Source organism: Flavobacterium saccharophilum (assembly GCF_900142735.1).
GTDB lineage: Bacteria > Bacteroidota > Bacteroidia > Flavobacteriales > Flavobacteriaceae > Flavobacterium > Flavobacterium saccharophilum.
Genome location: NZ_FRBY01000001.1, coordinates 354,676 through 381,124, shown reverse-complemented (window position 1 = coordinate 381,124; position 26,449 = coordinate 354,676). Strand labels below are relative to the sequence as shown.

Genomic DNA, 26,449 nt, shown 5'->3' with positions numbered 1-26,449 from the left:
TAAAGAAATTTAGGGCTTAATTTTAAAAAAAAAGTAATGTTTATTTTACTTTAAAAGTAACTCTTCTTGCTAATCTTCTTGCTTCTTCAGAATCTTTTTGAATAGACGTGTCGGCTCCTTCAGAAATTACATTTAATCTGGAAGATGAAATACCAGCTTTCTCCAGAATAGTTTTAACGTTGGTTGCTCTTGCCTTTGATAATTTATCATTATACTCTGAGCTACCAACCTGATCAGCATAACCAAGAATATCAAGAAAGGCCGAAGGATTTTTTCTTAAATAAGTTAAAACAACATCTATAGCAGCAGTTGAATTTTCGATTGGAGTCGATTTATTGAAATCAAAATAAACACTGTAGTATTTGTCGTTGATCAATTCTTTGATAACATCTTTGTCATTTACTACTGTATTAGTAACTGGTTTTTCAACAATTACCTGCTTTTCGGGCATTTTATTTACCTGAGCTTCAAGATTGGCAAGCTTATTTTCTAATGCAGCAACATCAGCATTTTCGGAGATTACAGTCCAGTCAGCATGTTTAGTGTTTTTACCTAAATAAATATTTAAACCGGCCGTTCCGGTAAATAATAATCCACTGAAGCCTCTTGAGTTTGTAGCGCCATTACCATCAAAAGTATGATCCTGGTAGGCATTTAAAATAGTTGAGACATCACCTGTTAAAGCAAAACGGTCTGATAATCTGATTTGTCCTGTAAGACCAGCAATGAAATTACCTACATTGTCTTTTACATGTAAATCTTTATTTTCTAAACGACCAACACCAAAACCGGCGTGTCCAAGTAGTCCAAACGTGTTTGTCCATGTTTCGAAATTCATGATTCTTCCCAGGTTGGCTACACCTTGTAAATCAACTCTGTAATATTTAGAGTCAAAATCAATTGAACTATTATTCTGGTCAGTGAAGCTGTTATATCCAGCATCAACTTTTAATCCAAATTTGTTGTTCAACATGTATCTCACACCTAAATCAACAGTAAAGGGATTAATTCGAGACGTGTAATAATTTCCAGAAGTAAAGGGACGTTGAGGTTTATTGAAACCACCGTCTAATTCTACAGACCACTTGTTGTAACTGGTTGTAGTATTGTTTTCTGTTTGTGCTTTTGCATGCATTAAACTTAAAGCAAAGGCCAGAGTAATTACAATTTTTTTCATTGTATTTGAGATTTTAAATTTTTCCCAAACCAACAATTATTTGCAAGAATTACTTTCTGCTAAAAGTCCAAAACATATTAAAATAAGGCTTATTAGGTAAGATGAACATTAGGAGTTCATTAGCTCTTGAAAAGAATCTACAAACTGACCTACATGTAAACCATCCATTAAACCATGATGTACATGTACAGACATGGCAATACTCCTTTTTCCAGATTCTGAAGTCATCATTTTTCCAAATGAAATTTTAGGACAACTATCCGGAAAGGTATAGCTTCTTGCATGTGAAAGTGATGTGAAATTCAGCCACGGAATCGCCGAAAAGTGAATTACATTATCATCATCAAAAGATCTGGTGAAAAGTCCGGTTGTATTTTGAATACGTTCGATTTCTGCCAAAGCAGTCTGCTCAAAAATCCTAAAATTACTATTATATTCAATTAAAGAAAACCCAAATGTGCCATCTTCACGGCCAATTGTTGCCGAGGCATCAACGCGATCGTTAATATAGATTTTTCCTTCTGAAATACGATATTTAAAATTCTCAATTGCATTTACTGCAACTAAAGTTTTATGTAAATAATAGAGGAAAAAAGAACTATTCAAACTTTTGGCAGTTTGATAGGCTTTGGTACAATCAATTGTAACAGTTGCACCAAAAAATGGTTCTTCCATTCGGCTAAAATGCGCAAAATGCTCTTTTCTATTCCAGTTTTCTAAGTCTAAAAGTGTTTTCATTACAGCAAATTAGGGAGTACTTCAGATATTTTCTCGAAAGAACTAAAATATTTGTGCTCAACTTTATGATTAATTTTCTCGTGTTCCCAAGTAGTATGAAATGGAATATGAACGGCATAACCACCAATTTCCAAAACAGGCAAAACATCTGATTTTAAAGAATTTCCAATCATTAAAAATTCACTCGCCTGAATGTCTAAACGACCCAATAATTTTTCATAATCAATCGTCTGTTTGTCTGACATCACTTCGATATGGTGAAAATAGTGCCCTAAACCAGAACGATGCAATTTACTGTGCTGGTCTTTCAAATCGCCTTTTGTGGCCACAACCAATTTGTATTTTCCATGTAAAGCCTGCAAAGTTTCTTCGATTCCATCAAGAAGCTCAATAGGTTTTTCGAGTAATTCTTTTCCGTATTGAATGATTTTCTCAATAACTTCTATCGGAATTGTATTGTTTGAAATATTCATCGCCGCTTCAATCATCGACAAAATATAACCTTTGATTCCGTAACCGTACAAAGGTAAATTGGCAATTTCAATTTTGAATAATTCCTGCGAAATGCCTTGATGTGAAAGATAATCCTCCATCAAAGCACAAAATTTATGTTCAGTTTCCTGAAAATAAGGTTCGTTTACAAATAGAGTATCATCTGCATCAAATGCGATTACTTTTAAATTTGGTATTTTGCTTTTATGTAACATAAGTTTTTTGTTTCAAGTTTCAGGTTTTTTTGTTTCAGGTTTTTCGCCACGAATTCACGAATTTTTTTGCCAAAGATTAAAATGATTTTAAAGGTTTTTTTAAAATATCTGCACTGATCTGATTAAATCTGCAAAATCTGCGTGAAATTTTTTTTAGCCAAAAATTGCTCAAATTTTCACTAATTTTTTTTCCTCTCCTGATCGCATCAGTGACTGAAGTTTTTTTAACCACAAATTACACAAATTTCCGCTAATTTTTTTACCACTGCTCCTCATAGCTATCGTGATAAATGATTAATGAAAATCTGCCTGATCTGCAACCCGAGCAATAGCGAACAGGCGAAGCAAATCTGTGTAAAACTTTTTTCGGCACTACTTAAAAAAAATCTGCGTAAATCCGCCCACATCCACGTCATCCGTGTGCCAATTCTCAATCTTAATCTTTAGAAAATAGTCTTTTTGACGAAATAGTCTTGTCGTAAAAAGTAATTCTAATTCCGAAAAGCAAAATGATCCCACCGAAAACCATCTGTAAAGTTATTTGTTCTTCTAAAAACAACCAAGCTAATATTGAAGTTATTACAGCCTGACTTAATAAACTCAATGAAACTCTGGTCGCGCGCATGTGTTGCGTCGCATAACTGATCGACAGCCAGGCACATAATTGACAAATTACAGCTTGCAAAACCAGCACAAACCAACCGGTATTTGAAAATCCGGTAAAAGGCTGATCCAGCGAATAACAAAGAACTCCCAAGTAAACACTCGAAGCCAATAGGCTAATGGTCATAAACGATAAAACATCAACTTCTGAAAGTACATTTTTGCTGACCAAAAGATAAATCGAATAGAGAATACCAGATAAAACCGCAAATAAGAAAGCCTGATCAAAATTCAATTCCATAAAAAAGCTAAAGCCAACCAAAGTCACCATTCCGAATAATGAAACCGCTGTTCCAATCCAGAAATTAGTTGCCGGTCTAACCTTCAAAAAGAAAAAAGAACCAATTCCGACCCAAAGCGGCGATAAATTCGTCAGCAAAGAAGCCTGAGTCGCACTCGAATCCTGAATGGCAATATTCCAAACGGCAACATCAGAAGAAAATAATACACCGCAAAGCATAGCCAAAAGCAAGAACTTTGGTTTTGGCAGCTTAAAACTCTTCGTTATAATTACATAAGGCAAAAGCAAAATAACCGCAAAAAACATACGGTAAAAAGCGGAAATTAGTCCCGGTGCCAGTTTCAATTTAACCAATATTGGGAAGATGGAAATACAAAGTATTCCACAGCTTAAAGCTAATCTTGGTTTGGTGAGTTTCATTATTTGTATTTTTTTAAATCAAAAAGCGTGAATCAATTAGATATATAATCGATTCACGCCATTTTATAGTAGTATAAAACTTTAGTTTACCGTTTCGCCATTAGGAGCGTCAGCATCCGGATTGATAAAAACCAATTTTCCTTCAGCATTTGTAGTCATTAAAATCATACCCTGACTTTCGACACCACGTAAAGCTCTTGGCGCTAAATTAGCTAATACAGAAACACGTTTTCCGATAATTTCTTCTGGAGAAAAGCTCTCGGCAATTCCAGAAACGATAGTTCGAACATCAATTCCGGTATCTACTTTAAGAACCAGAAGTTTATTCGCTTTAGGCATTTTTTCTGCTTCCAGAATAGTTCCAACACGAATGTCCATTTTAGCGAAATCCTCAAACTGAATCAAATCTTTTTGTGGTTCCGGCTGTTTGCTTTCTGCAAGATTGGCTGTTTTTGTAGCTTCCAATTTATTTATTTGTTTTTGTATTTCTTCGTCTTCTATTTTAGCAAAAAGCAATTCTGCTTCGCCAATTTTATGTCCTGCCGGAATTAAATCTGAATTTTCAGCAATATCATTCCAGCCTAGTACTTTATCAATAATGATGTCTTTTGCATCACGATTCTTCTCTTTAAGAAATTTACTAAATCCTTCAAAATGTTCTTTAAGATCTCTTAAATTAAGGATTTTAGAAAGTTTAGCCGATGTAAAAGGTAAAAACGGTTCAGCCAAAACGCTCAAAGCAGCAGCAATTTGCAAGGCTACATACATTTGAGTTTTAACACGCTCTGGATTGTCTTTCATCACTTTCCAAGGCTCTTCGTCTGCTAAATATTTATTTCCTAAACGGGCAACATTCATCAATTCACCTAAAGCTTCACGGAATCTGTAACGCTCCACCGAACTTGAAATTACAGCCGGATACGCTTTTAATTCGGCCAAAGTTTGCTCGTCAACTTCACTAAATTCATTTGGCGTCGGAATTACTCCTTCGTAATATTTGTTGGTTAAAACCACCACACGATTAATGAAATTCCCGAAAATAGCAACTAATTCGTTGTTGTTTCTCGCCTGGAAATCTTTCCATGTAAAATCGTTATCCTTAGTTTCTGGAGCGTTCGAAGTTAATGCATAACGCAAAACGTCTTGTTTCTCCGGAAATTCTTCTAAATATTCGTGCAGCCAAACTGCCCAGTTTTTAGAAGTCGAAAGTTTGTTTCCTTCCAAATTCAAAAACTCATTTGCAGGCACATTGTCCGGTAAAATATAACTTCCTTCAGCTTTCAACATCGCAGGGAAAATAATACAGTGAAAAACGATATTGTCTTTCCCAATAAAGTGAACCAATTTCGTTTCTTCATCTTTCCAGTATGGTTCCCAGTCTTTTCCTTCGCGCGCCGCCCATTCTTTCGTAGACGAAATATATCCGATAGGCGCATCAAACCAAACATATAATTTTTTTCCTTCGGCACCTTCAACGGGAACATCAATTCCCCAATCAAGGTCACGCGTTACCGCACGAGGCTCTAATCCGCCGTCAACCCAAGATTTAACTTGTCCGTAAACATTCGGTTTCCAGTCGTTTTTATGTCCAACCAAAATCCATTCTGTTAGGAAATCAGTATATCTGTCCAAAGGTAAAAACCAGTGTTTTGTTTCTTTTAAAATTGGAGTTTCTCCAGTAATTGTTGATTTTGGATTGATCAAATCAGTCGCATTCAAAGTGGATCCGCAATTTTCACATTGATCTCCATAAGCTCCGTCATTGCCACATTTTGGACAAGTTCCCACAACAAAACGATCCGCTAAAAACTGATCTGCTTTTGCATCATACAATTGCTCTGTTGTTTCTTCAATAAAATCGCCATTATCATACAAAGTCCTGAAGAATTCCTGAGCCGTATCATGATGAATTTTAGCCGAAGTACGAGAATAATTATCAAACGAAATTCCGAAATCAGCAAATGATTTTCTTATAATTCCGTCGTATTTATCAATAACTTCTTGTGGTGTAATTCCTTCTTTTTTGGCTTTCATCGAAATTGCAACACCGTGTTCATCGCTTCCGCAGATAAATGCAACGTCTTTTCCTTGCAAACGCAAGTATCTCGAATATATATCTGCAGGCACGTAAACCCCCGCCAAATGCCCAATATGGATAGGTCCGTTGGTGTAAGGTAAGGCTGCCGTAATAGTATATCTCTTTGGATTCTGTATCATAACTCAATTTTATTGAGTGCAAAAATAAGCAATAGAATTGAGATTTTGTTATTACACGGAGATTCGCAAGCAATTTGACAGAGTTGCACGATGAAAAACAGAGATTCGCTTAGTTTTTTAAGCTAAAGCCACAGATTAAAAAGATTAAAATGATTTTTAAATTAAATCTCCTAAATCTCCTGAATCTGCGTGAAACAGAAATTTAATGACAATATTTAGTGTTGATTGTTTTTTTAGGAGCTAATCCCGCTATCCGTTTCAATCTTTTGTGGCGAACCCCGCCACAAAAGGATTTCCACTTCTATCGGGGCTAGGGCACTCATTTTCATAAGAAGTTTCCCGTTTTTGTGATTCGTTATTTCTGAAGCTAAATACCGCTATCCGTAGCAATGTTTTTCTTTTTAAAGAGAAAAGCGAAGGATTTTTTCTTCAACCGAAGTTCATTGAACGCTTTTGAAGATAGTAGTTTAGCGAAGTAAACAGGGCTAGTTATTCCATTTATTTGAAATAATTTTCAAACTCAGCAGGCAGTTTGTTTATTGGTTTTATTTGAATGTTTTTATAGTAAACTTCACCAGCTTCGCTTTGCAATTGGATTTTTCCTTCGGTTAAAGGCATAAATTTTTCACCATCAAAATAACGGGAATTTTGCAAAACCATGACCACTTTACCGTTGATGATATGAAGACTTTTTCCTTCAAAACAAACCAATTCTATTTCTGTCCAGCCATTATTAGGTGTTTCAGCTCTCATTTTTCGCATGCAAAACCCGGTATTTTCAGTATGTGTCCCAAACGGAATGAATTTTTGATCCTCATCAGCTACAGCACTCATGCTTCCTTCCGGAATATAAGCTTTAATGTCAATGGCCGAATTAGCAATGTTCCAGTAATCGCCAAAATGGCCTTCCATTATTTGAAATTCTTGTGATAACATCCAGGCACGCCAGTAATCTACGCCCGCTTTTCCCTGCGAATGATAAAGTACACCCGCATCCATCAATTTTTCGGTTCTGGGTTCCCATTTTTTAGTTCCAAATTTAACTTTTAGCTTCAGTCGATAGTTTTTGAAATTTTCTTTGGTGAAGACACAGCCATAATATTCTCCGGAAACTTTAAGTACAGGTTCATTGTTTTCCTGAATTACCGTGAACATATTGTTTACATTTTTATTATAACCAATAGGCTCTATTTCTTTTCCATTAGCATCCGTTGGGACTTTACCGGAATAGCCATTCTGGTGTTTGTAACTTAGATACATATCCCATTTGCTAAGGTTATTATCTAGTAAATTAATCCAGTCCTCTTCGAATGAATTTGTTTTGTTAGTTGCAGAGGTTAGGATAAATAGAAGGGCAAATGCTATTAGAATGGAGTATTTTTTCATAAGTGGTTGATAATTTGGATAAAATGATTTCTCAAATCTACAAAATAATGTCTGAATGATATTGTCCTATTAATTCAAAATCAGATATCATTCTTACACTTTGTATTTCTTAAATAATGACATGATTGGAAATCTTAATTTGTTAAAAAATGGAGAAAATTAGTTTTAAATAGAACCAGTTTAAACTACGTTTGACGCTTATAAATAAAGATATATTTTGCAACCTTTGCCCAAGAAAAAAACAAAGACAATCTTATGAGCAAGACAAAACTTATCATCAATAAAAACGGATCAATCAAAATCGAAGGTGATTTTGAAATCATGGATTCAGAAGGAACAGTTTACGGACTTCAGGGAAGATCTGCATTAGGGCTTTGCCGTTGCGGATTATCTGCAAACAAACCATTTTGCGATGGTGGACATAGAAACAATTTCGAACACGACTCAGTTGCGTTTGATTTACCACCAATGAAAACGAATTAATTTCTGGTTGAGATATAAAAAAAGCTGCATTGTATAATGCAGCTTTTTTTTATGATTCGTGATTTTCAATTATAAATTGCAGCACATCTTCGAAATATTCTTTTAAATTTTGATATGGATGTTCACCAGGATACCAATTGGCAAACTTCCAATATCTCCACTGTTCATTTTTTGATTTTGGAGGTAGTAATAAAAAATACTGTTCTTCTTCTATACCTCCAATAAGAATGGAATTCTCTAATTCCGGTAAATAAGCATAAGCTTCGATTGCAAAAGGTTCAATATTCTTTAAAAAGTCAATATTTTCAATTGCTTCAAAAGTTGGTTCAATGTCATTTGGAGCTGAAAAGCCATTAGTTATTTTTAAAAACTCAATGTAATCGTTAGGTAATTTTATGCCAAGTTTGTTTTCAACGTGACTTATTTGTTTTTCTGAAGCAGGGATAGTTCCTAGCCAATTATTTTCAATGTGCTCAGATGTAAAATTGAAATCTTCATATTGAATTGCTTTTTCTGAAATTGAAATCAGTAAGTTTTTCATTATCTTTTATAAATAAAGTTCGCCTTTCATAGTAATAATCGAAGAACCACCAACCAAAATGTCTTCTTCGCGATTCATAACTTCAATCATGGAGGCCTGTTTTAGTTTTACACCTTGAAGAATTTTATATTCTTTCTCTGATTTGGTGAATTTCTTTTGTGTTAAAAAACCAATTAAAGGACCCGCAGCCGTTCCGGTAGCCGGATCTTCAAATATTCCAATTATAGGGTTGAAAAACCTTGTTTCAACTATATGTTCCTGATTTTCATCAGCAGGGGTGAAACAATAGAATCCTTCAAATTGATATTCTTTTGAGATCTCAATTAAGAGTTGATTGTCTGGTACAATACTATTGAGAACCTGACTGTTTTTTATTGGCACCATCGTATGGGCAACTTCTGTTTTAACGATAGTGGGAACAAAGGCGTTTACGTCTAAATCCTCGATTTTTAAACCAAGCGCCACTGCAATTCTATAAGTTGGGATTTCTTGTTTAATGACCGCCGATTTTTGATGCATTTGTACCACAGGATAATTCGTAATCGAATCAAAACTTACCGTTAATGGAATAGGTGAATTTTTCATCATTACAAAACGCTCGCTTTCATTTTGTTCTTCAAAAATGGGCATTCTTTTTAGCAAAGCGCCACAAACCGCACCCAATAAATTATGTCCGGCACCATCAATTTCGATTCCAGTTGGGGTAAAGGAACGAACATTGAGTGCTTTTTGCTTTGTAGAATAATAAACAAATGAAGTTTCAGAATAGCCAAATTCTTTTGAAATATTCTGATAGGTTTCTAATGCTAAATCACCATTTGTAAAAACAACCGACAATGGGTTTCCTTTATAACTTTTATTCGAGAATACATCTAAAACGTAGTATTGTAAGGTGGTTCTGTTTTCCATTGTTTATCTTTTTTTTTGATGATGAAATTATAGATAGAGGATAAAGTTACTATTTGTCGTGCAATCAAATTGATAAACATTTGTTATTTTTATAACATTCGTTTCTGCTCTTCGCTAAATTTTATTGCCTTCTCCAATCTGGAAAGTCTGGTTTTTTCTTGTTTGGCGCTCATAATTACATGAATTATTACTTTTTTGTACGATGGCGCCTGATTGTTGAAATATTCCCACGCTGTTTTATTGGCTTTAAATTGTTTTTCGAACTCAGGGTCTAGAACATATGCTTCATTTTCATGAGAGTAAATTTTAGATCTTTCGTCAGATTTTAATTCGAAAGCTTTTATTCCGGCTTCTTTCATCAAGCCGGCTTTTTTGAGAACTTCGACTTTTTTAATATTGATTACACTCCAAATACTGCTTTTCTTTCTCGGTGTAAAACGAATGGTATAACTTTCTTCGTCAATTGACTTACGAACGCCGTCGATCCAGCCAAAACAAAGCGCCTGATCTACAGATTCTGACCAGGTCATACATGGTTTTTTGGTGCTTACTCTATAGAAACCAACGATAAGTTCGGTTTCAGTTGCGTAGTGCTTTTCTAACCATGCTCTGAATTTTTCCTGGGTTGCGAAGAAGGTTGGGGTCATTTTGGGATAAGTTAGTTCAGTTACAAATTCACAATCGCTCTTATAATCCACAAAAGTATTATAAATCCAATAAACGAGAATTGCACTTTATTTACTTTTTGATTGCCAAACTTTCGGACTAAAAAGCGATCAATCAATATAACTAACAAAACCGGAATCAGGCAAAACAAAATGTAAATTCCCATTAAGCCGTCTTCTGCAGAGTTGCCGTTTATTAGCATTATCGCATAAATTATTCCTGCTATAATGGAAAGAATTCCTGAGACGTAGAATAGGGTTAGGTTTTTTGGGAGGTTCATTTGGGTTAAGTTGATTTTAGTTTTTTGAATATGTTTTTTCTAATTCAATAATCCTATCTCTCACAAATAGAGCATTTTTATGAGAACAGATCATCCTGTAATCTTGTGATTCATTTTCTCCATCAAGTTCCTTTGTGGTTTCGGCTTTGACTTTTTTAAAATACTGATCTCTTTTTTTAAGCCACGCCAATTGCTGGGTTTTTAATTTTTCCTGTTCTGGTTTGCTTAAGTTAGTTCTAATTTTTTTGTAAGTTATATTAAGTTGTTCGTCTATTTTGGTGTAATATACTTGGGTACAGTTCAACATATTGTTCTGTGTATCATCTAAACATTTTTGAAGTTCTGTATCTAGTTTTTGTATTGCTTTGTTTTCTTGTGAATAAGAATGGAAACTGATTAAAAATAGAATAGAGAATAGAGATGTTTTGTTTGAGTATTTTCTCATTGCAGGAATGGATTGCAAATATGTTAAGTTAGTTTTTTACTGCGAGATGATTACTTTTTTAATATAGATATTTTAGCACAATTAAATTGGTTGTCCTCTTTAAAAATTTTAAAAACGAAATTATTATGAGTGTTATTACCCATGTATTTTGTTAACATTATATCAAATTTATCTTTGCTAACTAAATTGTCAATCATATTATAATCGGCTAAGGTTCCTGCTATATAATCAGGGATTTTAATGAATTGGTCATAAAAAACATCAAAATTTGAATTGGATAATGATGAAACAAATTGATATGGAATCTGTTTGTCATACAAAAGGCAATGTAAATTGTTGTTAAAAATATTTACTATGAATCCATTTTGAACGTCAAAAATTTTATCTCTATCCGAGAACCAGCCAAATATTTCTATATTTTTAAGTTCATTTAATATTATATAGGAAACATAAGCGCCTAAAAATGCTACTAAAAAAACATCAATATATATGTTTATTTTTTTTCCTCTTTTAACTTCCGAAATACAAGAATCAATTGTTTTTATTATCTTCCTATAATATAATTCCTTTTCAGGTTGATTTTTAATCCAATTAGAGTATAAGTCTTTTGTTAAATTAAGTTGTTGTAAGACATTCTCCTTTCTTATATCATGCGTATGTCCAAATATCTCTTTTCTGTCATTTAAAATGAAGCTAAAGTTTATTAACGGATATTCTTTTAGAAAAGTTATGAATTTATCTTGAATCGATTTTGTGTTTTTTATATCTGTTTTTGCAATCTCTTTAATATGATTTTCAATAATAGAATAATCTGTAATGTATGGAACTAAAGAAAAAGTAACCACATCATTTGGTTTGTTTTTATCATCAAAACAATAGTCACTGAAACAACTCCATTTCGTAATATTCTTCAGATCTTTTAGGTAGTTATTTTTAATATTTTCTTTTACATTTTTATTAAGTGTATCGTCCAATAAACGTAAGAATAAATTGTCTTCATTTTTCATTTTTTATATGATCTTTATTTTAAATTCTTTATGAACGCTATTTTTTATTCTTAAGATACTCAATAAAAGCTAGGAATATTTTTTGCAACTCTCCTATAAATAAGCCGAAATTTTGAAGAGTAATTTTAATTTCACAGATTTCGTTCGTTCTGCTATTTATATCATTAAAAACCACCAAATCATTTTCAAAACTAACTTTCCCATGAGCCACAGAATTTCGTATATGTCGTAAATAATCGATATTTATAGAATCTGCATTATAAGTCGTTTGAGCTGATACGGTATTTAATTTTAAAAAAACATTCAAATCGCTAAATTCTTTTGGAAATTTATTAGAAATCAATTCTTTAGGTAATACAAGTATCGAATATAAGGTTTGAATTATTGTTCCATGGTTACCTATTCCAATTGAGGGAAGATTCGCTTTAATATATGAATCTTGAAAATTCATTTCTTTATATGCATTACTCCTTAAAAAATTGTTATTATTAAGTTCTGCAAGGAATGCAATTGTAAAATATGATTGTATTATTAAATCTTCTTCTGCTGAATACATAATTTTTTAGTTTTTTAACTTTTTTACTAACGGCGTTTTAATTGATAGTTGTTTTTGTTGTAAGTAATTATTTTTTGTCTAGCTAAAATACTGAATTTAATAGTACAAAATAATCTCACAAAACTAAATCTTCTAATGAAACCGTGAGCGTTAGGGATAGAGGCGGTATCTCCCGATTTAGAAAAACAAGGCTTTTTAGCCGTAGTTTTTGTTAATCGGGAATATAGCCGAAAGCCCGACCGGAGGGAACGCCCAAAAAATTATTCCCAATCGTATCATTATTTCACCGAAATTTGCAGAACAAAGTACTAAACCATAGAAATCATGGCAAAAGGACCTGAAAAGAATACGAAAAACAAAGCTTTACATACCAAATTGCTCAATCGGAAGAAAGCCAAACTTCAGGAAGAAAAGAGAGAACGCGCCTTGCGTTTGAAAGCTTTAGTGGCAAAAATGAACGAAAAAAATAATACGGACGGAGCTGAGGGCATATAAATTCAGATTGTATTTCTTTTCTGTTTTTATTTAACTGAAATTTGCAAATCAATCTCAAAACAAAATCAAATGGAGGAATTCGGTAGAATAATAGTTTCTGAAACGGCAATGAATAGTGAAAATCTTCATGATGTGATTCATTCTAATATTTCGGTAATCAATTTAATGCGTGAGGAAGGTGTCGATGACGAATTTATTCACGAAGATGCTTTGATGAGTTATTACCTGGATTATTACTGGTCGCAATATGCCGAAGGAAATTTTGCGCAGTTTGTTTATAAATCAGGCTGGAATAAGGAACTGAACGAATTAATCGAGGAAGGCCTGACTTTGATTGGTGCCGAAAAACACCTGGAATTGTTTCAACAGCAAAGTAAGAAAGTCAAATTGATGAGCAGCGTTAAGCTGAATAAATTTGTAAGCGGGAAATTTGAAGGTGTGAATCCGGTTCGCGATTCTTTGAACAATGATACTTTTTATGAACTCGAAGAAAATCTGGTTACACTAAATGCTAATTTTCTGAAAAATCACCCTGATTTCGAAGTGCTTTCGGTAGACGATATGTTTGCTACTTTAGAGGAATATGTTGGGCATGAGATTAAGAGAGCTTAAGGTTTTTTAAACCGCAAAAGGTTTTACCACAGAGATACACAAAGAAATTTCACAGAGTTACACAAAGAAAATTAAACTTTGCGCCTCTGCGTCTTTGCGAGATTAAATAAATTCTTTGTGTATCTCTGTGGTAAAATGCTTAATTTTAGTTCTTTATGAAATAGCATTTTATGGAAGAACTAACGCACATCAAATCAATTATCGGGATTATTCTTGGGTTGAGTTTAACGCATCTTATCAAAGGATCGGTTATTTTTATTCAGCATCCAGGACGGAAGAAAATCTATTTTGTGCACTCGCTTTGGGTGTTTTATGTTTTTTTGCTGATTATTCATTTTTGGTGGTGGGAGTTTAATCTGAAGCTGATAACCGAATGGTATTTTATAGATTACTTCTTCATTATCTGCTACATTCTGATTTATTATCTGCTCTGCGCGATTTTGTATCCCGACGATCTTGTGGATTATACGGGTTATGAAGATTACTTTTATTCTCGTAAAAACTGGTTTTTTGCCATTCTGGCCATCAGTTTTATTGCCGATATGATTGATACGGCTATAAAAGGCGGAAACTACTTTTTATACAATCAAACCGAATATTATGTCAGGATTGCAACACACGTTGTGCTTTGTGTAGTGGCGATAAAAGTTCACAATAAAACTTTTCATACCGTTTTAGCAATACTTTTTATCGTTTATGAGCTCTCTTATATTTTAAGATTGTTTAATGTAGAGTAAAAACGGTTTTTTGATGATTATTATTGAAAAGTTGGCGCTGAATATTTATTATATTTGTGTAAATAACAATTTCAGAAAATCCTAAAGAATCAAAGTCATGAAAAAGATCATTACAATTTTATGTTTTGCTGCAGTACTAATTCTAAATTTTTCTTGCGGAAAAGATGATATTGAAAAAGGAATCGACTGTGTTGCTGAATCGATATATCAAAAAGTGAAACATACAGCCGACGCTACAGATCCTAAAAAGATCAATTTTTCAGTTGAATATACTGGAGATAAGACATTAAAATCTGTGAAATGGACCTTTGGAGACGGAACGCCGTCTGTAGAAGGAGTATCGGTTTCTCATACGTATAGTGCTGCAGGAACTTATTCAGTAAAAGCAGAGATCACTGTTCAGGAAGGGAAAGGTACTTGTACATCATCTCCTGTAAAAAGTGTTACTGTAAATTAAACTATTCTGAACCCATTAAATGTAAGCTTTGCATTTAATGGGTTCAGTTTTTGATAGGTAATTTTCTGCCGGGTCCTTAAATTTTGCTTATAATGACTTTAGTTATTTAAAATAGATTCAAAATGAGATATAAATACGTGCAGATATTGCTTTTTCTTCTAGTCGAAACTGGCTTTTCTCAAAATAAAATCAATCTTTTCTCGGAGATTAATTATAGTTCTATTCCGGCTGTTTCTTTAAATGATTATAAATCCGTTCAGGAACGTAATACTAGATTTCAAAATCCTAATATCGCTTTAGGAATTGCCATTTCGGGTGGTGGTTCGAGAGCGCAGTTTTTCAGTATGGGTGTTCTTTTGGGTTTAGAGGAAATTCAGGAAGACAAGCAGCAACGTAACTTCTTAAGTGAAATTGATTATTTTTCGACCGTTTCCGGAGGCTGTTATTCGGCAGGATATTATTTAACGATTCTAAAAAACAGACTCAATCACGACAATTGTACTTTTAATGAGTTTTATTTTTCGAAAGCTGATGCGTTTAAAGACTATGTAGATAAATCTGCTACCATTTTGTCACTTTTAAACAATAGTCGAAACGAAAAAGGCGATAAAATTTCGATGGCACAGCGATTGGATTCGGAGATTCTACAATACGACAACACGAATCCTGATAACCCAAATAAGTTTTCAACCCAAATGTTGATGTCAGATTTTTTTGTTCCGAAGGAAAGTAAGATTGAACCTAGTTTACCTATGATGGTTGCCAACGGAACAGCTTATAACAACGGAGAACGTATTCCGTTTATGCCTCATATCATTCACGGTTTAAATTTAAATTCGTCTTTAGCACCAAATAAAGCTTCAATTCCATTAAATCATAATGAAGTAAATGATGGTTTTAATTTTCCGGTTACTTATGCTATTACTGCAAGTTCTGCTTTTCCGGGTGTTTTGCCAAAAGTGAAATTTGGAGTTAAAAATCACGATAAAATATTATGTATTATCGATGGCGGTGCCTCAGATAATATGGGATACAAAACACTGGTAGAATTATTGAACAATGATTCTAAAGTTGACAACAAAAACAAACGGGCCCTTTTTATTGATTGCCTGGGTCAGGGAAAAAAAGAACCTTACATCAGTGATCAAAAAATTAAATTGATTTCGCTTTTTGAAACCGCATCGTTATATACAGTCCAAACGCGCTATATCACTTTTGACAGAGATGTCGAAACTTTAATGGACCGCTATAAAATCCCGGTTACGAATTATCAGGTTATTGGTTTTACAACGCTTCGCGATTATTTATTAAAGATGCAGAAAGATCAGAAGTATGAAGATTTGGTAACCGAATTGAAAAATTCTGACGATGATTATTCGACCTGGCTTCGTTTTTATACTAATTTCAAGAAAGACTTAATTGATCAATTTGGAGAACTCAGTTTTACCAAAGACAAAGATGGTGAAGTGATCCTGGCCACTTTGAGCCGTGATAAATTTAATGAATTAAAAGCCAGTGAAATTCTTATTTTATATGAATTTGCCTCCCATGTTCAGACCAAACTACGAATTGCTCCCGAGGAAAGAGAGGTCTTATTACTTTCGGGCCGATTGGCAAGCTACTTAAAAGCAAATCAACTCAAGGAATTATTAGTGGAGCGCAAGTAAAACGATTTAGATCGATTCATTAAGAAAACACTTAGATATTTTGCCCCCATGTTGTGGTATCGTATATTATTTTTATGTAACTTTATGAAATAACTTACGAATTTCTAGAAATTATGTAAATCATCGGTGAATTTGTGTAACACATCGGGAATGCTTTAAAATTAATTTAGCATTATTAATTTTAAAGAAATCAAACATGAAAATTAGAAGCTTATTACTCGCCTTAACACTTAGTATTGGATTATTTGCAACATCTTGCAGCAATGATGATAACGAAGGGGAAACACTTGTTCCATTAGAAGGAAAATGGGATCTTAGTAAGACAGGAACTGTTGTTGGCGGAACCGAACAATTAATAGATGCGCCAGAAAATCAAAGTGGATGTAACAAAGATTATTTGGAACTAAAATTGGATAATACAGCACATGTTGGAGATTATAGTACAACTGCTTGTGCATTAACAGTTCAATCAGGAATTTATTCCAGATCACACAATAATTTAACTACGGTTATTAATGGTGTAACTAAAACTCAGGATATCGTAAATCTAACACTTAAAGAATTAAAAGTGAAAGATGCAGCAGGTATTATTACGGTTTATACAAGATAAATTATTCTATCCTATTTTGCTAGTTCTCATTATGGAGATTTAGCTAACGGAAACAGCTTGGGGGCTGTTTCCGTTTTTTTTTGTTTTATTAGGTGTTTCACAGAGATACGCAATCCCGAAGCATCGGGACGCAAAGATTTGCAAAAAAGACTTTGTGTCCCTCTGTGTAATTTTTGCGTATCTCTGTGGAATAACTTTTTAGGCTAAACTTTGTCGTATTCTTAGCAAACATTTCCTTAAATTTGCTTCCTTTATATAAAAATACTAGTTATAAACACAAAGCTATGTTACAAATCGCATTTATTAGAGAGAATCAGGAGAAAGTAATCAAGGCTTTAGCAAAACGAAATATCGATGCTAAAAGCGTTGTTGAAGAAGTGGTGCAATTAGACGAAAATCGTCGCGCAACACAAGTTGAATTAGACAACACTTTAGCTGAATCTAATAAATTATCCAAAGATATAGGGGAATTGATGAAAGCAGGTGAGAAATCTAAAGCTGCAATCTTAAAAGAAAAAACAGTTTCCTTAAAAGAAAAAAGTAAAGAATTAGGTGAAAAAGCAGAAGCTTTGGCAACCGAATTGACCAATAAACTATACACTTTACCTAACCTTCCGGCAGATATTGTTCCTGAAGGAAAAACTCCGGACGACAATTTGAATGTTTTCCAGGAAGGTGATATTCCCGTTTTGCATGAAGGTGCACAACCTCACTGGGAATTGGTAAAGAAATACGATATTATCGATTTTGAATTGGGTGTAAAAATTACAGGCGCAGGTTTTCCGGTTTACAAAGGAAAAGGTGCTCGTTTGCAACGTGCCTTAATCAATTATTTCTTAGATAAAAATACGGCTGCAGGATACAATGAAGTTCAGGTACCGCATTTGGTAAACGAAGCTTCAGGTTACGGAACAGGACAATTGCCAGATAAAGAAGGACAAATGTATCATTCAACTATTGATGATTTATATTTGATTCCAACTGCTGAGGTTCCGGTTACGAATTTATACCGCGATGTTATTTTAAACGAAACAGAATTACCGGTTTTACATACAGCTTATACACCATGTTTCCGTCGTGAAGCAGGTTCTTACGGAGCTCACGTTCGTGGATTAAACCGTTTGCACCAATTTGATAAAGTAGAAATTGTACGTATCGAACATCCGGATAATTCTTATGCAGCATTGGACGGAATGGTCGAGCACGTAAAAGATATCTTGAAAGAATTAAAATTGCCATACCGAGTTTTACGCTTATGCGGAGGCGATATGGGCTTTACATCGGCTTTGACTTATGATTTTGAAGTGTTTTCTACAGCACAGGATCGATGGTTAGAAATTAGTTCAGTTTCTAATTTTGAGACTTTCCAGGCTAATCGCTTGAAATTACGTTTCAAAGACAAAGACGGAAAAAACCAATTGGCGCACACATTAAACGGAAGTTCATTGGCTTTGCCAAGAGTTTTGGCCGGAATTTTAGAAAATTACCAAACGCCGGAAGGAATCGTAATTCCAGAAGTTTTACGCCCTTACTGCGGATTTGATATTATAAATTAAGTTTATAGTTCTTAAGACTAGACCTAACAGGTTTTTAAAACTTGTTAGGTTTTCTCAGTTTTAAATAGGAACTTTAATAAAAAAATACCAAGAGATGGACGGAATTTTAAACTGGAATGTGGATCCGGTTATTGTTATGATAACAGATAGTTTTCCTTTGAAATATTACGGAGCTCTTTTTGCTACAGGACTCTTACTTGGATATTACATTGTCAGGAATATTTATAAAAAAGAGCGTCTTTCTTTAGATAATCTGGATAGTTTACTGGTTTATGTAATTGTAGGAACGATTTTAGGAGCCCGATTGGGACATTGTTTCTTTTATGAACCGGAGTATTTTTTGAAACATCCCATCGAAATACTTTTGCCAATTCAGAAGATTGCCGGAGTTTATAAATTTGTTGGTTTTCAGGGTTTAGCCAGTCATGGTGGTACAATCGGAGTATTAATTGCTATAGTTTTATATTGCAAAAAATATAAAGTGAATTTTTTAGGACTCTTGGACAGAATGGCGATTGGAGTTCCGGTTACCGGGGCTTTCATTAGGTTGGGAAATTTCATGAATTCTGAAATCTACGGAAAACCTACAAATGGAAATTGGGGCGTTGTTTTTCAAAGAGATGATTTGATTCCGAGGCATCCAACGCAATTGTATGAAGCATTTTCATACTTACTGATCTTTGCCCTATTATTTTGGATGTATAAATCAGAAAAAATAAAACAAGCAAAAGGATTATTATTTGGAAGTTTTTTGACATTGTTGTTTTTAGCCCGATTTTTAATTGAGTTTTTTAAAGAAAACCAGGAAAGTTTTGAAAACAATATGCTGATCAACATGGGACAAATTTTAAGTATCCCTTTTATTTTAATTGGCTTAACTTTGATTGTCTGGAAATCGAATGTTGAAATTAAATAATAGTTTGCAGTCACAGTCTCAGTTTACTGTTTTATACTGCGACTGAAACTAACGCTGAAAACTGCGACTAAAAACTGTGACTAAAAAAGCTGAAATATGAAAAACATCTTTATCTATATCATTTTGTTGTGGTCCGGTTTTGCATTTTCTCAAAACGAACAGCTGGCGCAATATTACTATGATAAAGGCGATTTCGAAAAAGCGAAGATCAGTTACGAAGAGCTTTTAAACAGCGCACCCTCCAATACACAATATTTTTTAAGAACGGTTGATTGTTATCAGCAACTCCAGCAATTTGCCTTGGCTGAAAAAATGATTCAGGATCGTTACAGCAAATACAAACAAGGTGTTTTTTTAGTAGAATTGGGATATAATTTCCAACTTCAGAAAAATGATGCAAAAGCGAAAAATTTCTACGATCAGGCTATAGAGAAAATCAAAACGAACGCTAATGATGTTTATGGAATCGGAAATTCTTTCGAGAAAAAAGTATTGTTAGAATATGCTTTAAAGGCTTACCAAACAGCAATGCAAGTGCAGCCGAATTACAATTTTAATTTCCAAATCGGAATGTTGTACGGGCAGTTGGGTAAGACCGATCAAATGATTGATCTTTTGTTGACAGAATCGTATAACAATCCACAAAATGCCAATTTAATTCAGACACAATTATCCCGTTTCATGAATGGTGAAACGGATAATACGGCTTTTAAAGATGCCATGCGAAAAGCATTAATCCTTAAAACGCAAAAAGATCAGGATGTATTCTGGAATCATTATTTGAGCTGGTTTTACGTACAGCAAAAGGAATTCGGAAAAGCTTTTATTCAGGAAAAAGCGATTTACAAGCGCGAACCTGAGTCGCTTTCTAGTATTGTCAATTTAAGTCAGTTTGCGTTGAATGAAGATGACACAGAGACGGCTGCGGAAATTCTGAACTTTATCCTTCTTAATACCAAAGATTTAGATCTATTGGTGCAGACCAATTACTATTTAATGCAAATTAAAATTGATAAAGCACAGGAAAAAGAGTATCCAATAATTGATGCTGAGTTACAACAATTGCTTACATCCTATGAAATAACTCCTTTTACCTTATCTTTGCAATTAATTCAGGCGCATTTTAAGGCATTTAATTTAAAAAAGCCAGAAGAAGGTATCGCAATTGTCAAACGGGCTCTAGAGCTTAATTTGAATGATTATCAGAAAGCGGATGCTAAGATGGAGTTGGGAGATATTTTGCTTTTACAGGAAAAATTCAATCAGGCGTTGATTTATTATTCGCAGATTCAATTGGATTTAAAGAATGATGTAATGTCGCACGAAGCGAGTTTAAAGGCAGCAAAAACAAGTTATTATAAAACTGATTTTGAATGGGCTTTAAAACAGTTCAAAGAATTAAAGTCGGCAAACACGCAGTTGATCGCAAATGATGCGCTGGAATATTTTTTATTGATAAATGACAACACCGTTGCCGATTCAACACAAACCGCATTGAAACAATTTGCTAAAGGTGATTTTCTACTTTATCAGAATAAAAAACAAAAAGCGATTACACAGTTTCAGAGCATTCTGAAAACCTATAAAGGACAGGAAATCGAAGCTGTAACAATGTTGCGTTTGGGTAAAATTTACGAAAGTCTGAAGGATTACACTTCGGCTTTAAGCCAATACCAGCAGATCATTGATCATCATAGCGACGGAATTTATGTTGATGAAGCATTGTTTTTTTCGGCAGAAATTCACAACGACGAATTAAAAGATATAGAAAAGGCAAAACCTTTGTATGAAAAGGTGATTTTTAACCATCAGGACAGTATTTACTTTGTTGATGCGAGAAAAAAATACCGGGAGTTAAGAGGAGATAAGAATTTGTAGAATTAAATTCCAAAAAAGAAAATTCCAAATTCCAAGAAAAAAAAGAATTTATAATATGAAGATTTCTTCAAGGTTTTTGAGCAACAAAAATAAAAACTCAGAATCTTAGAGACTTAGAATCTTAGAAACTTAAAAAAAATGATTATTTACAACGTTACAACAAATATACACGAGAGCGTTCATGACCAATGGTTAAAATGGATGCAGGAAAAACACATACCAGAAATTCTGGCCACGAACAAGTTTTCTTCAGCAAGAATTGTAAAAGTTTTAATTGAAGAAGAAATGGGCGGGATTACGTATTCTGTTCAATATGTTACCGATAACAAAGAAACTCTGGAGCGTTATTACATAGAAGACGAACCAGGATTTCATAGAGAAGCTTTAGAGCTGTTCGCAGACAAAATGCTTTCTTTCAGAACCGAATTAGAAGTTATTTCGGAACATTAAAATAGATTACATGATTATTTGATTTTTGGACTATTCGACATTTCGAAAAAATCTAACGATCTAAGAAGTCTAAAAATCTAAGAATCTAAAAAGAAAATGGAAAAAGTAAAAGCTAAAAAACATTTAGGACAACACTTCTTAAAAGACGAAAGTATCGCCAAAGCAATTGCGGATACCTTGAGTTTAGAAGGATACAATGAGGTTCTTGAAATAGGACCAGGAATGGGTGTGTTGACTAAGTATTTGCTTGACAAACCAATTAATACGCACGTGATCGAGATCGATACCGAATCTGTGACGTATTTGGGTGAAAATTATCCGAAATTAAAAGATCAGATTATCTCTCAGGATTTTCTGAAATACAATATCAATGAGGTTTACAAAGACAAACAATTCGCTATAATCGGGAATTTCCCTTATAATATTTCGACTCAGATCGTTTTCAGGACTTTAGAGTTCAGAGATCAGATTCCTGAGTTTTCCGGAATGTTTCAAAAAGAAGTTGCCGAACGTATTTGCGAGAAAAAAGGCTCTAAAGCTTACGGAATCTTATCCGTATTAGCACAGGCTTTCTATATTACTGAGTACTTGTTTACTGTTGACGAAAATGTTTTTATTCCTCCGCCCAAGGTGAAGTCGGGTGTGATGAAAATGACCCGAAAGGAAGATTACAGTCTTCCGTGCGGTGAAAAGTTGTTCTTTACTGTGGTGAAAACTGCTTTTCAGCAAAGACGAAAAACATTACGTAACAGTTTGAAAACATTAAATTTAACTGATGATTTGCGATTAGACACTATCTTTGATAAACGTCCTGAGCAACTTAGTGTAGAAGAATTTATTGAACTGACTCAAAAAATAGAAGCCGATGGAGTTCAAAGTTAGCAAAGATTTAATCCACCAATTAGAAGAGCATATTGTAAATAAAAACGACAAAGAACTTGAAGTTTTATTAAACGATTTGCACCACGCAGATATTGCCGAAATCCTGGATGAGCTCGATTTTGACGAAGCAACTTATATTTTCAGGGTTTTAGATAGTGATAAAACAGCAGAAATTCTTCTTGAACTAGAAGATGATTTGCGTGAAAACATCTTAAGCCGACTTTCACCTAAAGAGATTGCAGAAGAGCTTGATGAGCTTGAAACCAATGACGCGGCCGATATTATCGGGGAACTTTCGCAGGAAATAAAAGCGGAGGTAATCTCAGAATTAAATGACGTTGAGCATGCGAAGGATATCGTCGAATTGTTGCGTTACGACGAAAATTCTGCCGGTGGTTTGATGGGAAAAGAGTTAGTAAAAGTCAATGAAAATTGGAATGTACTAACATGTGTGAAAGAAATGCGTATTCAGGCAGAAAACGTTTCCAGAGTGCATTCAATTTATGTTGTGGATGATGAAAATCGCTTAAAAGGCAGATTATCATTAAAAGATTTATTGACTACTTCTACTAAAACGCAGATTGGAGATATTTATATCAGAAAATTAAATTTTGTAAATGTTGATACCGAAGATGTTGAGGTAGCACGTATCATGCAAAAATACGATTTAGAGGCCATTCCGGTCGTGGATGAGCTTGGTCGCCTTGTCGGAAGAATTACCATTGATGATATCGTAGACGTAATCAAGGACGAAGCTGATAAAGATTACCAATTAGCGGCGGGTATTACACAAGACGTTGAATCAAACGATAGTGTTTTGGAATTGACCAAAGCGCGTTTGCCATGGCTTTTAATCGGGATGGTAATCGAAATTGTAGCGTCTTTTGTCCTGAAAGGAAATGAAGATGTCTTCAAACTCCATTCTACCTTAATTATTTTTGTGCCATTACTTTCGGCAACTGCTGGAAATATTGGGGTTCAGGCTTCTGCAATTGTCGTACAGGGTTTGGCAAACGGAACGTTGAAAGAATTTAGCCGAGGTTATTTTACTAAAGAAATTACCGTTTCGATGATTTCAGGAAGTATTATTTCTTTGCTTTTATTAGGATATCATTCCATTATGTACCAACAATACTTAGTTGGATTTGCGATTTCGATTTCAATGATTGTAGTGATTTTATTCGCTGCGACTTTAGGAACTCTGGTGCCGCTTTTCCTTCATAAAAATAAAATTGATCCCGCTATTGCTACAGGTCCGTTTATCACAACAACCAATGACGTTTTTGGAATTATGCTTTACTTTGGAGTAGCCAAATTGATCCTTGGGGTTTAGATTTTTGCCACAAATTAATAGATTACAGTGATTTAAGATCCTTAAAATCTATGTAATTTGCGAATTGAAAAGATGCTATTAACCAGCCAATACATAAGCAATGAAAGTACATATAATTGGAGGAGGAAATCTTGGGGTTTCTATTGCCTTGGGAATTGCCAAATTCTCCAAAAACAACCAAGTTACAGTAACAAGAAGAAACACGGCCAGTATTCAATATTTAACTGAATACGGAATCACGGTTTCTAACGATAATAAGCACAATATTCAGGACGCTGATATAGTGATTTTAACTATAAAACCGTATCAGGTTGATACTGTTTTTGCTGAAATCTTACCGGTAATAAAAGGAAAAACGATTGCATCTGCAGTAAGCGGTTTGTCTTTGGATATGCTTCAATCCAAAACAAAGAACGAATATCCTGTTGTGCGTATCATGCCCAATATAGCAGCGCAGTTTGGAGAATCAGCAACTTGTATTTCTTTTCCTGAAACAGATCGTGAAGAAGCGATGCCAATTGTAGATTTGTTCCAAGATTTGGGAACAGCTCCGATTATCGATGAAAAATTAATGGATGCAGCAACAGTTCTTGGAGCATGCGGAACAGCTTATGCCTTAAGATATATACGTGCCTCAATGCAAGCAGGAATCGAAATTGGTTTTGATTCACAGACAGCTTTGGCAATTGCAGCACAAACCGTAAAAGGAGCTGCAAAAATGTTATTAGAGGAAAAAGTACATCCGGAACAATTAATCGACCGTGTAACGACGCCTCAGGGTTGTACAATCGTCGGTTTGAATGAAATGGAACATAATGGGTTTAGTTCTTCTTTGATTAAAGGGATTAAAACTTCTTTGAAACAAATAAAGGGATAAATTTAAATCCCAATCTTTTTAAATTCCAAATTCCAATTTTGTTGGGGTTTGGATTTTTTGTTTATAATAATCGCCTAATGAGTATTGTTTGTCATTGGAACGAAGGATCTCCGCGAGAATTTGCCGTAAAGTTTATTAATCTTTGCCGAGTTACTTGCGGGGATTCCTCGTGTCTGGGAATAACAATATTGCGGGAAAGTTGGAATTTGGGGTTTTAATATTGGAATTTAAGCTCTTTTCTTCTTCAAAACATATTTCAAATAAACAAATCCGAAAATTCCGGAAAGTACAGAAGCAATCAAAATAGCAATTTTAGAAAAAACAATGGTTTCAGGATCTTTGAAAGCCAAAATAGTAATGAAAATCGACATTGTAAAACCAATTCCACCCAACATTCCTGCACCCAAAATATGAGGCCATTTTAATTTCTTCGGAAGAGCACAAAGGCCGGCACTTACTCCTAAAAAAGAAAAAAGAAGAATTCCTAAAGGTTTTCCAACGACCAATCCTAAAACAATTCCAAATGTATTAGGATGATTTAATCCTTCATGCCAATCAGATTCTATGGCAATGCAGGTATTGGCAATAGCAAATAATGGCAAAATTAGGAAAGCAACGGGTTGATGTAAAAAATGCTGTAATTTATAAGAAACTGACTTTTCTCCACCATCACCAAACGGAATCACAAACGCTAAAATTACTCCAGTAATGGTCGCATGAACACCAGAGTTCAGCATAAAATACCACATAAAAACACCACCAACTAAATACGGAATAATATTGTTGACTTTCTTCCTGTTTAAAATAAACAAGAAGCCCCATATCGCTAATGCAATGCCAAGGTTTATAAAGGAGATTGAAGTAGTATAGAATATAGCAATAACAATGATGGCGCCTAAATCGTCAATAACCGCAAGTGCCGTTAGAAATACTTTTAACGAAGCAGGAACTTTATTTCCTAACAATGACAAAATTCCAATCGCAAAGGCAATGTCTGTCGCCATCGGAATTCCAGCTCCGTTTTGAGTTGCAGTTCCAAAATTTAAGGCCAAAAATATTCCGGCTGGAACCAACATTCCGCCTAAAGCGGCCATTAGTGGCAAAGAAGCATTTTTTATACTCGATAATTCTCCATGGTAAATTTCGCGTTCTAATTCTAAACCAATCAACAAAAAGAAAATCGTCATTAATCCGTCATTAATCCAATGTGTGATGGAATGTCCGCCTAAATCTTTTTCCCAAAAAGCTATATATTCAGTTTGAAAGGGCGAATTGGCAAGGTAAAGCGAAATAATAGTAACGAAAAGCAATAACAGCCCTCCTGATTTTTCGTTTTCAAAAAAAGATTTAAAAGTTTTGGTCAATATCATTAGTGAGGATTTTTGCTGATTTAAAAATGAATATCGGGTAGAATTCTCAGCGTTGTTATTTTCAAAGTTAAAAAAAATATAGGCAATAAAAAATTCTGGAACGACTATGGGCTTAAAGTTTGGTGTCAATTGATCTCCCAACAGATTAATTGACAAAGTTTTGAGCCTGAAAC

The 26,449-nt window shown here is 34.2% G+C and carries 28 protein-coding genes; 14 read left to right on the top strand and 14 right to left on the bottom strand.

All coding sequences use genetic code 11. From position 1 onward, the window contains the following. Positions 1–40: 40 nt before the first annotated feature. From BUA98_RS01595 to BUA98_RS01570, 6 genes are all read right to left on the bottom strand, one after another. Positions 41–1,177, bottom strand: a complete 1,137-nt coding sequence (locus BUA98_RS01595; RefSeq protein ID WP_072970563.1) for an OmpA family protein — start codon at positions 1,175–1,177, stop codon at positions 41–43. Positions 1,178–1,285: 108 nt separating this feature from the next. Beyond that, positions 1,286–1,915: a chloramphenicol acetyltransferase gene (locus BUA98_RS01590; RefSeq protein WP_072969914.1), complete on the bottom strand. Its 630-nt coding sequence runs from the start codon at positions 1,913–1,915 to the stop codon at positions 1,286–1,288. Next, positions 1,915–2,622 (bottom strand): HAD family hydrolase, encoded by a 708-nt coding sequence (locus tag BUA98_RS01585; protein ID WP_072969913.1) that lies wholly within the window; start codon positions 2,620–2,622, stop codon positions 1,915–1,917. The genes BUA98_RS01590 and BUA98_RS01585 overlap by 1 nt, the downstream gene beginning before the upstream one ends. 436 nt (positions 2,623–3,058) lie before the next feature. Then, positions 3,059–3,946 (bottom strand): DMT family transporter, encoded by an 888-nt coding sequence (locus BUA98_RS01580; RefSeq protein ID WP_072969912.1) that lies wholly within the window; start codon positions 3,944–3,946, stop codon positions 3,059–3,061. A gap of 81 nt (positions 3,947–4,027) precedes the next feature. Further along, the gene (gene metG, locus BUA98_RS01575; protein WP_072969911.1) at positions 4,028–6,163 is read right to left on the bottom strand and encodes a methionine--tRNA ligase; all 2,136 of its coding nucleotides are present in this window, start codon (positions 6,161–6,163) and stop codon (positions 4,028–4,030) included. A 498-nt stretch (positions 6,164–6,661) separates the two neighbouring features. Beyond that, positions 6,662–7,549 carry a 3-keto-disaccharide hydrolase gene (locus BUA98_RS01570; RefSeq protein WP_072969910.1) on the bottom strand — a complete coding sequence of 296 codons (888 nt, stop codon included), beginning with the start codon at positions 7,547–7,549 and terminating at the stop codon, positions 6,662–6,664. 255 nt (positions 7,550–7,804) lie between these two features. On the opposite strand from BUA98_RS01570, the gene BUA98_RS01565 reads away from it, so the two are divergent. After that, positions 7,805–8,032, top strand: a complete 228-nt coding sequence (locus tag BUA98_RS01565; protein ID WP_026984188.1) for a CDGSH iron-sulfur domain-containing protein — start codon at positions 7,805–7,807, stop codon at positions 8,030–8,032. A 49-nt stretch (positions 8,033–8,081) separates the two neighbouring features. Here the strand turns inward: BUA98_RS01565 and BUA98_RS01560 are convergent, their stop codons facing one another. The 7 genes from BUA98_RS01560 to BUA98_RS01535 all read right to left on the bottom strand — a co-directional run bounded on the left by BUA98_RS01560 (position 8,082) and on the right by BUA98_RS01535 (position 12,436). Then, complete coding sequence (locus BUA98_RS01560) at positions 8,082–8,573, bottom strand: SMI1/KNR4 family protein (RefSeq protein ID WP_072969909.1); 492 nt, start codon at positions 8,571–8,573, stop codon at positions 8,082–8,084. A 6-nt stretch (positions 8,574–8,579) separates the two neighbouring features. After that, on the bottom strand, positions 8,580–9,482 hold the full coding sequence (locus tag BUA98_RS01555) for a PhzF family phenazine biosynthesis protein (protein WP_072969908.1): 903 nt from the start codon (positions 9,480–9,482) through the stop codon (positions 8,580–8,582). An 89-nt stretch (positions 9,483–9,571) separates the two neighbouring features. Then, positions 9,572–10,129 carry a YdeI/OmpD-associated family protein gene (locus BUA98_RS01550; RefSeq protein ID WP_072969907.1) on the bottom strand — a complete coding sequence of 186 codons (558 nt, stop codon included), beginning with the start codon at positions 10,127–10,129 and terminating at the stop codon, positions 9,572–9,574. A 20-nt stretch (positions 10,130–10,149) separates the two neighbouring features. After that, positions 10,150–10,428 carry a hypothetical protein gene (locus BUA98_RS22250; RefSeq protein WP_139256984.1) on the bottom strand — a complete coding sequence of 93 codons (279 nt, stop codon included), beginning with the start codon at positions 10,426–10,428 and terminating at the stop codon, positions 10,150–10,152. Positions 10,429–10,444: 16 nt separating this feature from the next. Beyond that, positions 10,445–10,873, bottom strand: coding sequence for a lysozyme inhibitor LprI family protein (locus tag BUA98_RS01545; RefSeq protein ID WP_072969906.1), 429 nt, complete (start codon positions 10,871–10,873; stop codon positions 10,445–10,447). A 50-nt stretch (positions 10,874–10,923) separates the two neighbouring features. Next, entirely contained in the window at positions 10,924–11,880 is a 957-nt protein-coding gene (locus BUA98_RS01540; RefSeq protein WP_072969905.1) for a hypothetical protein, read from the bottom strand. A gap of 37 nt (positions 11,881–11,917) precedes the next feature. Next, positions 11,918–12,436, bottom strand: a complete 519-nt coding sequence (locus tag BUA98_RS01535) for a HEPN family nuclease (protein ID WP_072969904.1) — start codon at positions 12,434–12,436, stop codon at positions 11,918–11,920. 324 nt (positions 12,437–12,760) lie between these two features. Between BUA98_RS01535 and BUA98_RS22455 the strand changes: the two genes are divergently transcribed. From BUA98_RS22455 to proC, 13 genes are all read left to right on the top strand, one after another. Beyond that, positions 12,761–12,931, top strand: a complete 171-nt coding sequence (locus BUA98_RS22455) for a hypothetical protein (protein ID WP_167547708.1) — start codon at positions 12,761–12,763, stop codon at positions 12,929–12,931. Between the two features lie 69 nt (positions 12,932–13,000). Beyond that, positions 13,001–13,543, top strand: a complete 543-nt coding sequence (locus tag BUA98_RS01530; RefSeq protein WP_072969903.1) for a DMP19 family protein — start codon at positions 13,001–13,003, stop codon at positions 13,541–13,543. Positions 13,544–13,713: 170 nt separating this feature from the next. Further along, entirely contained in the window at positions 13,714–14,280 is a 567-nt protein-coding gene (locus BUA98_RS01525) for a hypothetical protein (RefSeq protein ID WP_072969902.1), read from the top strand. Positions 14,281–14,377: 97 nt separating this feature from the next. Further along, a complete protein-coding gene (locus BUA98_RS01520) occupies positions 14,378–14,737 on the top strand; it encodes a PKD domain-containing protein (RefSeq protein WP_072969901.1) in 360 nt (119 codons plus the stop codon). A gap of 122 nt (positions 14,738–14,859) precedes the next feature. Then, positions 14,860–16,404 (top strand): patatin-like phospholipase family protein, encoded by a 1,545-nt coding sequence (locus BUA98_RS01515; RefSeq protein WP_072969900.1) that lies wholly within the window; start codon positions 14,860–14,862, stop codon positions 16,402–16,404. Positions 16,405–16,600: 196 nt separating this feature from the next. After that, positions 16,601–17,014, top strand: coding sequence for a lipocalin family protein (locus BUA98_RS01510; RefSeq protein WP_072969899.1), 414 nt, complete (start codon positions 16,601–16,603; stop codon positions 17,012–17,014). A 284-nt stretch (positions 17,015–17,298) separates the two neighbouring features. Further along, on the top strand, positions 17,299–18,570 hold the full coding sequence (serS, locus tag BUA98_RS01505; RefSeq protein WP_072969898.1) for a serine--tRNA ligase: 1,272 nt from the start codon (positions 17,299–17,301) through the stop codon (positions 18,568–18,570). 94 nt (positions 18,571–18,664) lie between these two features. Beyond that, positions 18,665–19,486: a prolipoprotein diacylglyceryl transferase gene (gene lgt, locus BUA98_RS01500; RefSeq protein WP_072969897.1), complete on the top strand. Its 822-nt coding sequence runs from the start codon at positions 18,665–18,667 to the stop codon at positions 19,484–19,486. A 96-nt stretch (positions 19,487–19,582) separates the two neighbouring features. After that, a complete protein-coding gene (locus BUA98_RS01495; RefSeq protein ID WP_072969896.1) occupies positions 19,583–21,364 on the top strand; it encodes a tetratricopeptide repeat protein in 1,782 nt (593 codons plus the stop codon). Positions 21,365–21,502: 138 nt separating this feature from the next. After that, positions 21,503–21,814, top strand: coding sequence for a DUF4286 family protein (locus tag BUA98_RS01490; protein ID WP_026984172.1), 312 nt, complete (start codon positions 21,503–21,505; stop codon positions 21,812–21,814). Between the two features lie 96 nt (positions 21,815–21,910). Next, the gene (gene rsmA, locus BUA98_RS01485; RefSeq protein WP_072969895.1) at positions 21,911–22,696 is read left to right on the top strand and encodes a 16S rRNA (adenine(1518)-N(6)/adenine(1519)-N(6))-dimethyltransferase RsmA; all 786 of its coding nucleotides are present in this window, start codon (positions 21,911–21,913) and stop codon (positions 22,694–22,696) included. Beyond that, complete coding sequence (gene mgtE / locus BUA98_RS01480; protein WP_072969894.1) at positions 22,680–24,029, top strand: magnesium transporter; 1,350 nt, start codon at positions 22,680–22,682, stop codon at positions 24,027–24,029. The genes rsmA and mgtE overlap by 17 nt, the downstream gene beginning before the upstream one ends. 100 nt (positions 24,030–24,129) lie before the next feature. Continuing rightward, entirely contained in the window at positions 24,130–24,906 is a 777-nt protein-coding gene (proC, locus tag BUA98_RS01475) for a pyrroline-5-carboxylate reductase (RefSeq protein WP_072969893.1), read from the top strand. 227 nt (positions 24,907–25,133) lie between these two features. On the opposite strand, the gene nhaA is transcribed toward proC, so the two are convergent. After that, positions 25,134–26,276 carry a Na+/H+ antiporter NhaA gene (nhaA, locus tag BUA98_RS01470; protein WP_072970562.1) on the bottom strand — a complete coding sequence of 381 codons (1,143 nt, stop codon included), beginning with the start codon at positions 26,274–26,276 and terminating at the stop codon, positions 25,134–25,136. Between the last annotated feature and the right edge of the window lie 173 nt (positions 26,277–26,449).

What these genes read in the sequence shown, in the direction of transcription:
- BUA98_RS01555 (WP_072969908.1), bottom strand. Translation starts at nt 9,482, where the DNA reads ATGGAAAACAGAACCACCTTACAATACTACGTTTTAGATGTATTCTCG.
- BUA98_RS01490 (WP_026984172.1), top strand. Translation starts at nt 21,503, where the DNA reads ATGATTATTTACAACGTTACAACAAATATACACGAGAGCGTTCATGAC.
- BUA98_RS01565 (WP_026984188.1), top strand. Translation starts at nt 7,805, where the DNA reads ATGAGCAAGACAAAACTTATCATCAATAAAAACGGATCAATCAAAATC.
- lgt (WP_072969897.1), top strand. Translation starts at nt 18,665, where the DNA reads ATGGACGGAATTTTAAACTGGAATGTGGATCCGGTTATTGTTATGATA.
- BUA98_RS01530 (WP_072969903.1), top strand. Translation starts at nt 13,001, where the DNA reads ATGGAGGAATTCGGTAGAATAATAGTTTCTGAAACGGCAATGAATAGT.
- BUA98_RS22455 (WP_167547708.1), top strand. Translation starts at nt 12,761, where the DNA reads ATGGCAAAAGGACCTGAAAAGAATACGAAAAACAAAGCTTTACATACC.
- BUA98_RS01520 (WP_072969901.1), top strand. Translation starts at nt 14,378, where the DNA reads ATGAAAAAGATCATTACAATTTTATGTTTTGCTGCAGTACTAATTCTA.
- BUA98_RS01570 (WP_072969910.1), bottom strand. Translation starts at nt 7,549, where the DNA reads ATGAAAAAATACTCCATTCTAATAGCATTTGCCCTTCTATTTATCCTA.
- mgtE (WP_072969894.1), top strand. Translation starts at nt 22,680, where the DNA reads ATGGAGTTCAAAGTTAGCAAAGATTTAATCCACCAATTAGAAGAGCAT.
- BUA98_RS01585 (WP_072969913.1), bottom strand. Translation starts at nt 2,622, where the DNA reads ATGTTACATAAAAGCAAAATACCAAATTTAAAAGTAATCGCATTTGAT.
- BUA98_RS01535 (WP_072969904.1), bottom strand. Translation starts at nt 12,436, where the DNA reads ATGTATTCAGCAGAAGAAGATTTAATAATACAATCATATTTTACAATT.
- BUA98_RS01580 (WP_072969912.1), bottom strand. Translation starts at nt 3,946, where the DNA reads ATGAAACTCACCAAACCAAGATTAGCTTTAAGCTGTGGAATACTTTGT.
- BUA98_RS01545 (WP_072969906.1), bottom strand. Translation starts at nt 10,873, where the DNA reads ATGAGAAAATACTCAAACAAAACATCTCTATTCTCTATTCTATTTTTA.
- serS (WP_072969898.1), top strand. Translation starts at nt 17,299, where the DNA reads ATGTTACAAATCGCATTTATTAGAGAGAATCAGGAGAAAGTAATCAAG.
- BUA98_RS01595 (WP_072970563.1), bottom strand. Translation starts at nt 1,177, where the DNA reads ATGAAAAAAATTGTAATTACTCTGGCCTTTGCTTTAAGTTTAATGCAT.
- metG (WP_072969911.1), bottom strand. Translation starts at nt 6,163, where the DNA reads ATGATACAGAATCCAAAGAGATATACTATTACGGCAGCCTTACCTTAC.
- BUA98_RS01510 (WP_072969899.1), top strand. Translation starts at nt 16,601, where the DNA reads ATGAAAATTAGAAGCTTATTACTCGCCTTAACACTTAGTATTGGATTA.
- BUA98_RS01590 (WP_072969914.1), bottom strand. Translation starts at nt 1,915, where the DNA reads ATGAAAACACTTTTAGACTTAGAAAACTGGAATAGAAAAGAGCATTTT.
- BUA98_RS01495 (WP_072969896.1), top strand. Translation starts at nt 19,583, where the DNA reads ATGAAAAACATCTTTATCTATATCATTTTGTTGTGGTCCGGTTTTGCA.
- nhaA (WP_072970562.1), bottom strand. Translation starts at nt 26,276, where the DNA reads ATGATATTGACCAAAACTTTTAAATCTTTTTTTGAAAACGAAAAATCA.
- BUA98_RS22250 (WP_139256984.1), bottom strand. Translation starts at nt 10,428, where the DNA reads ATGAACCTCCCAAAAAACCTAACCCTATTCTACGTCTCAGGAATTCTT.
- BUA98_RS01525 (WP_072969902.1), top strand. Translation starts at nt 13,714, where the DNA reads ATGGAAGAACTAACGCACATCAAATCAATTATCGGGATTATTCTTGGG.
- rsmA (WP_072969895.1), top strand. Translation starts at nt 21,911, where the DNA reads ATGGAAAAAGTAAAAGCTAAAAAACATTTAGGACAACACTTCTTAAAA.
- BUA98_RS01540 (WP_072969905.1), bottom strand. Translation starts at nt 11,880, where the DNA reads ATGAAAAATGAAGACAATTTATTCTTACGTTTATTGGACGATACACTT.
- BUA98_RS01550 (WP_072969907.1), bottom strand. Translation starts at nt 10,129, where the DNA reads ATGACCCCAACCTTCTTCGCAACCCAGGAAAAATTCAGAGCATGGTTA.
- BUA98_RS01560 (WP_072969909.1), bottom strand. Translation starts at nt 8,573, where the DNA reads ATGAAAAACTTACTGATTTCAATTTCAGAAAAAGCAATTCAATATGAA.
- proC (WP_072969893.1), top strand. Translation starts at nt 24,130, where the DNA reads ATGAAAGTACATATAATTGGAGGAGGAAATCTTGGGGTTTCTATTGCC.
- BUA98_RS01515 (WP_072969900.1), top strand. Translation starts at nt 14,860, where the DNA reads ATGAGATATAAATACGTGCAGATATTGCTTTTTCTTCTAGTCGAAACT.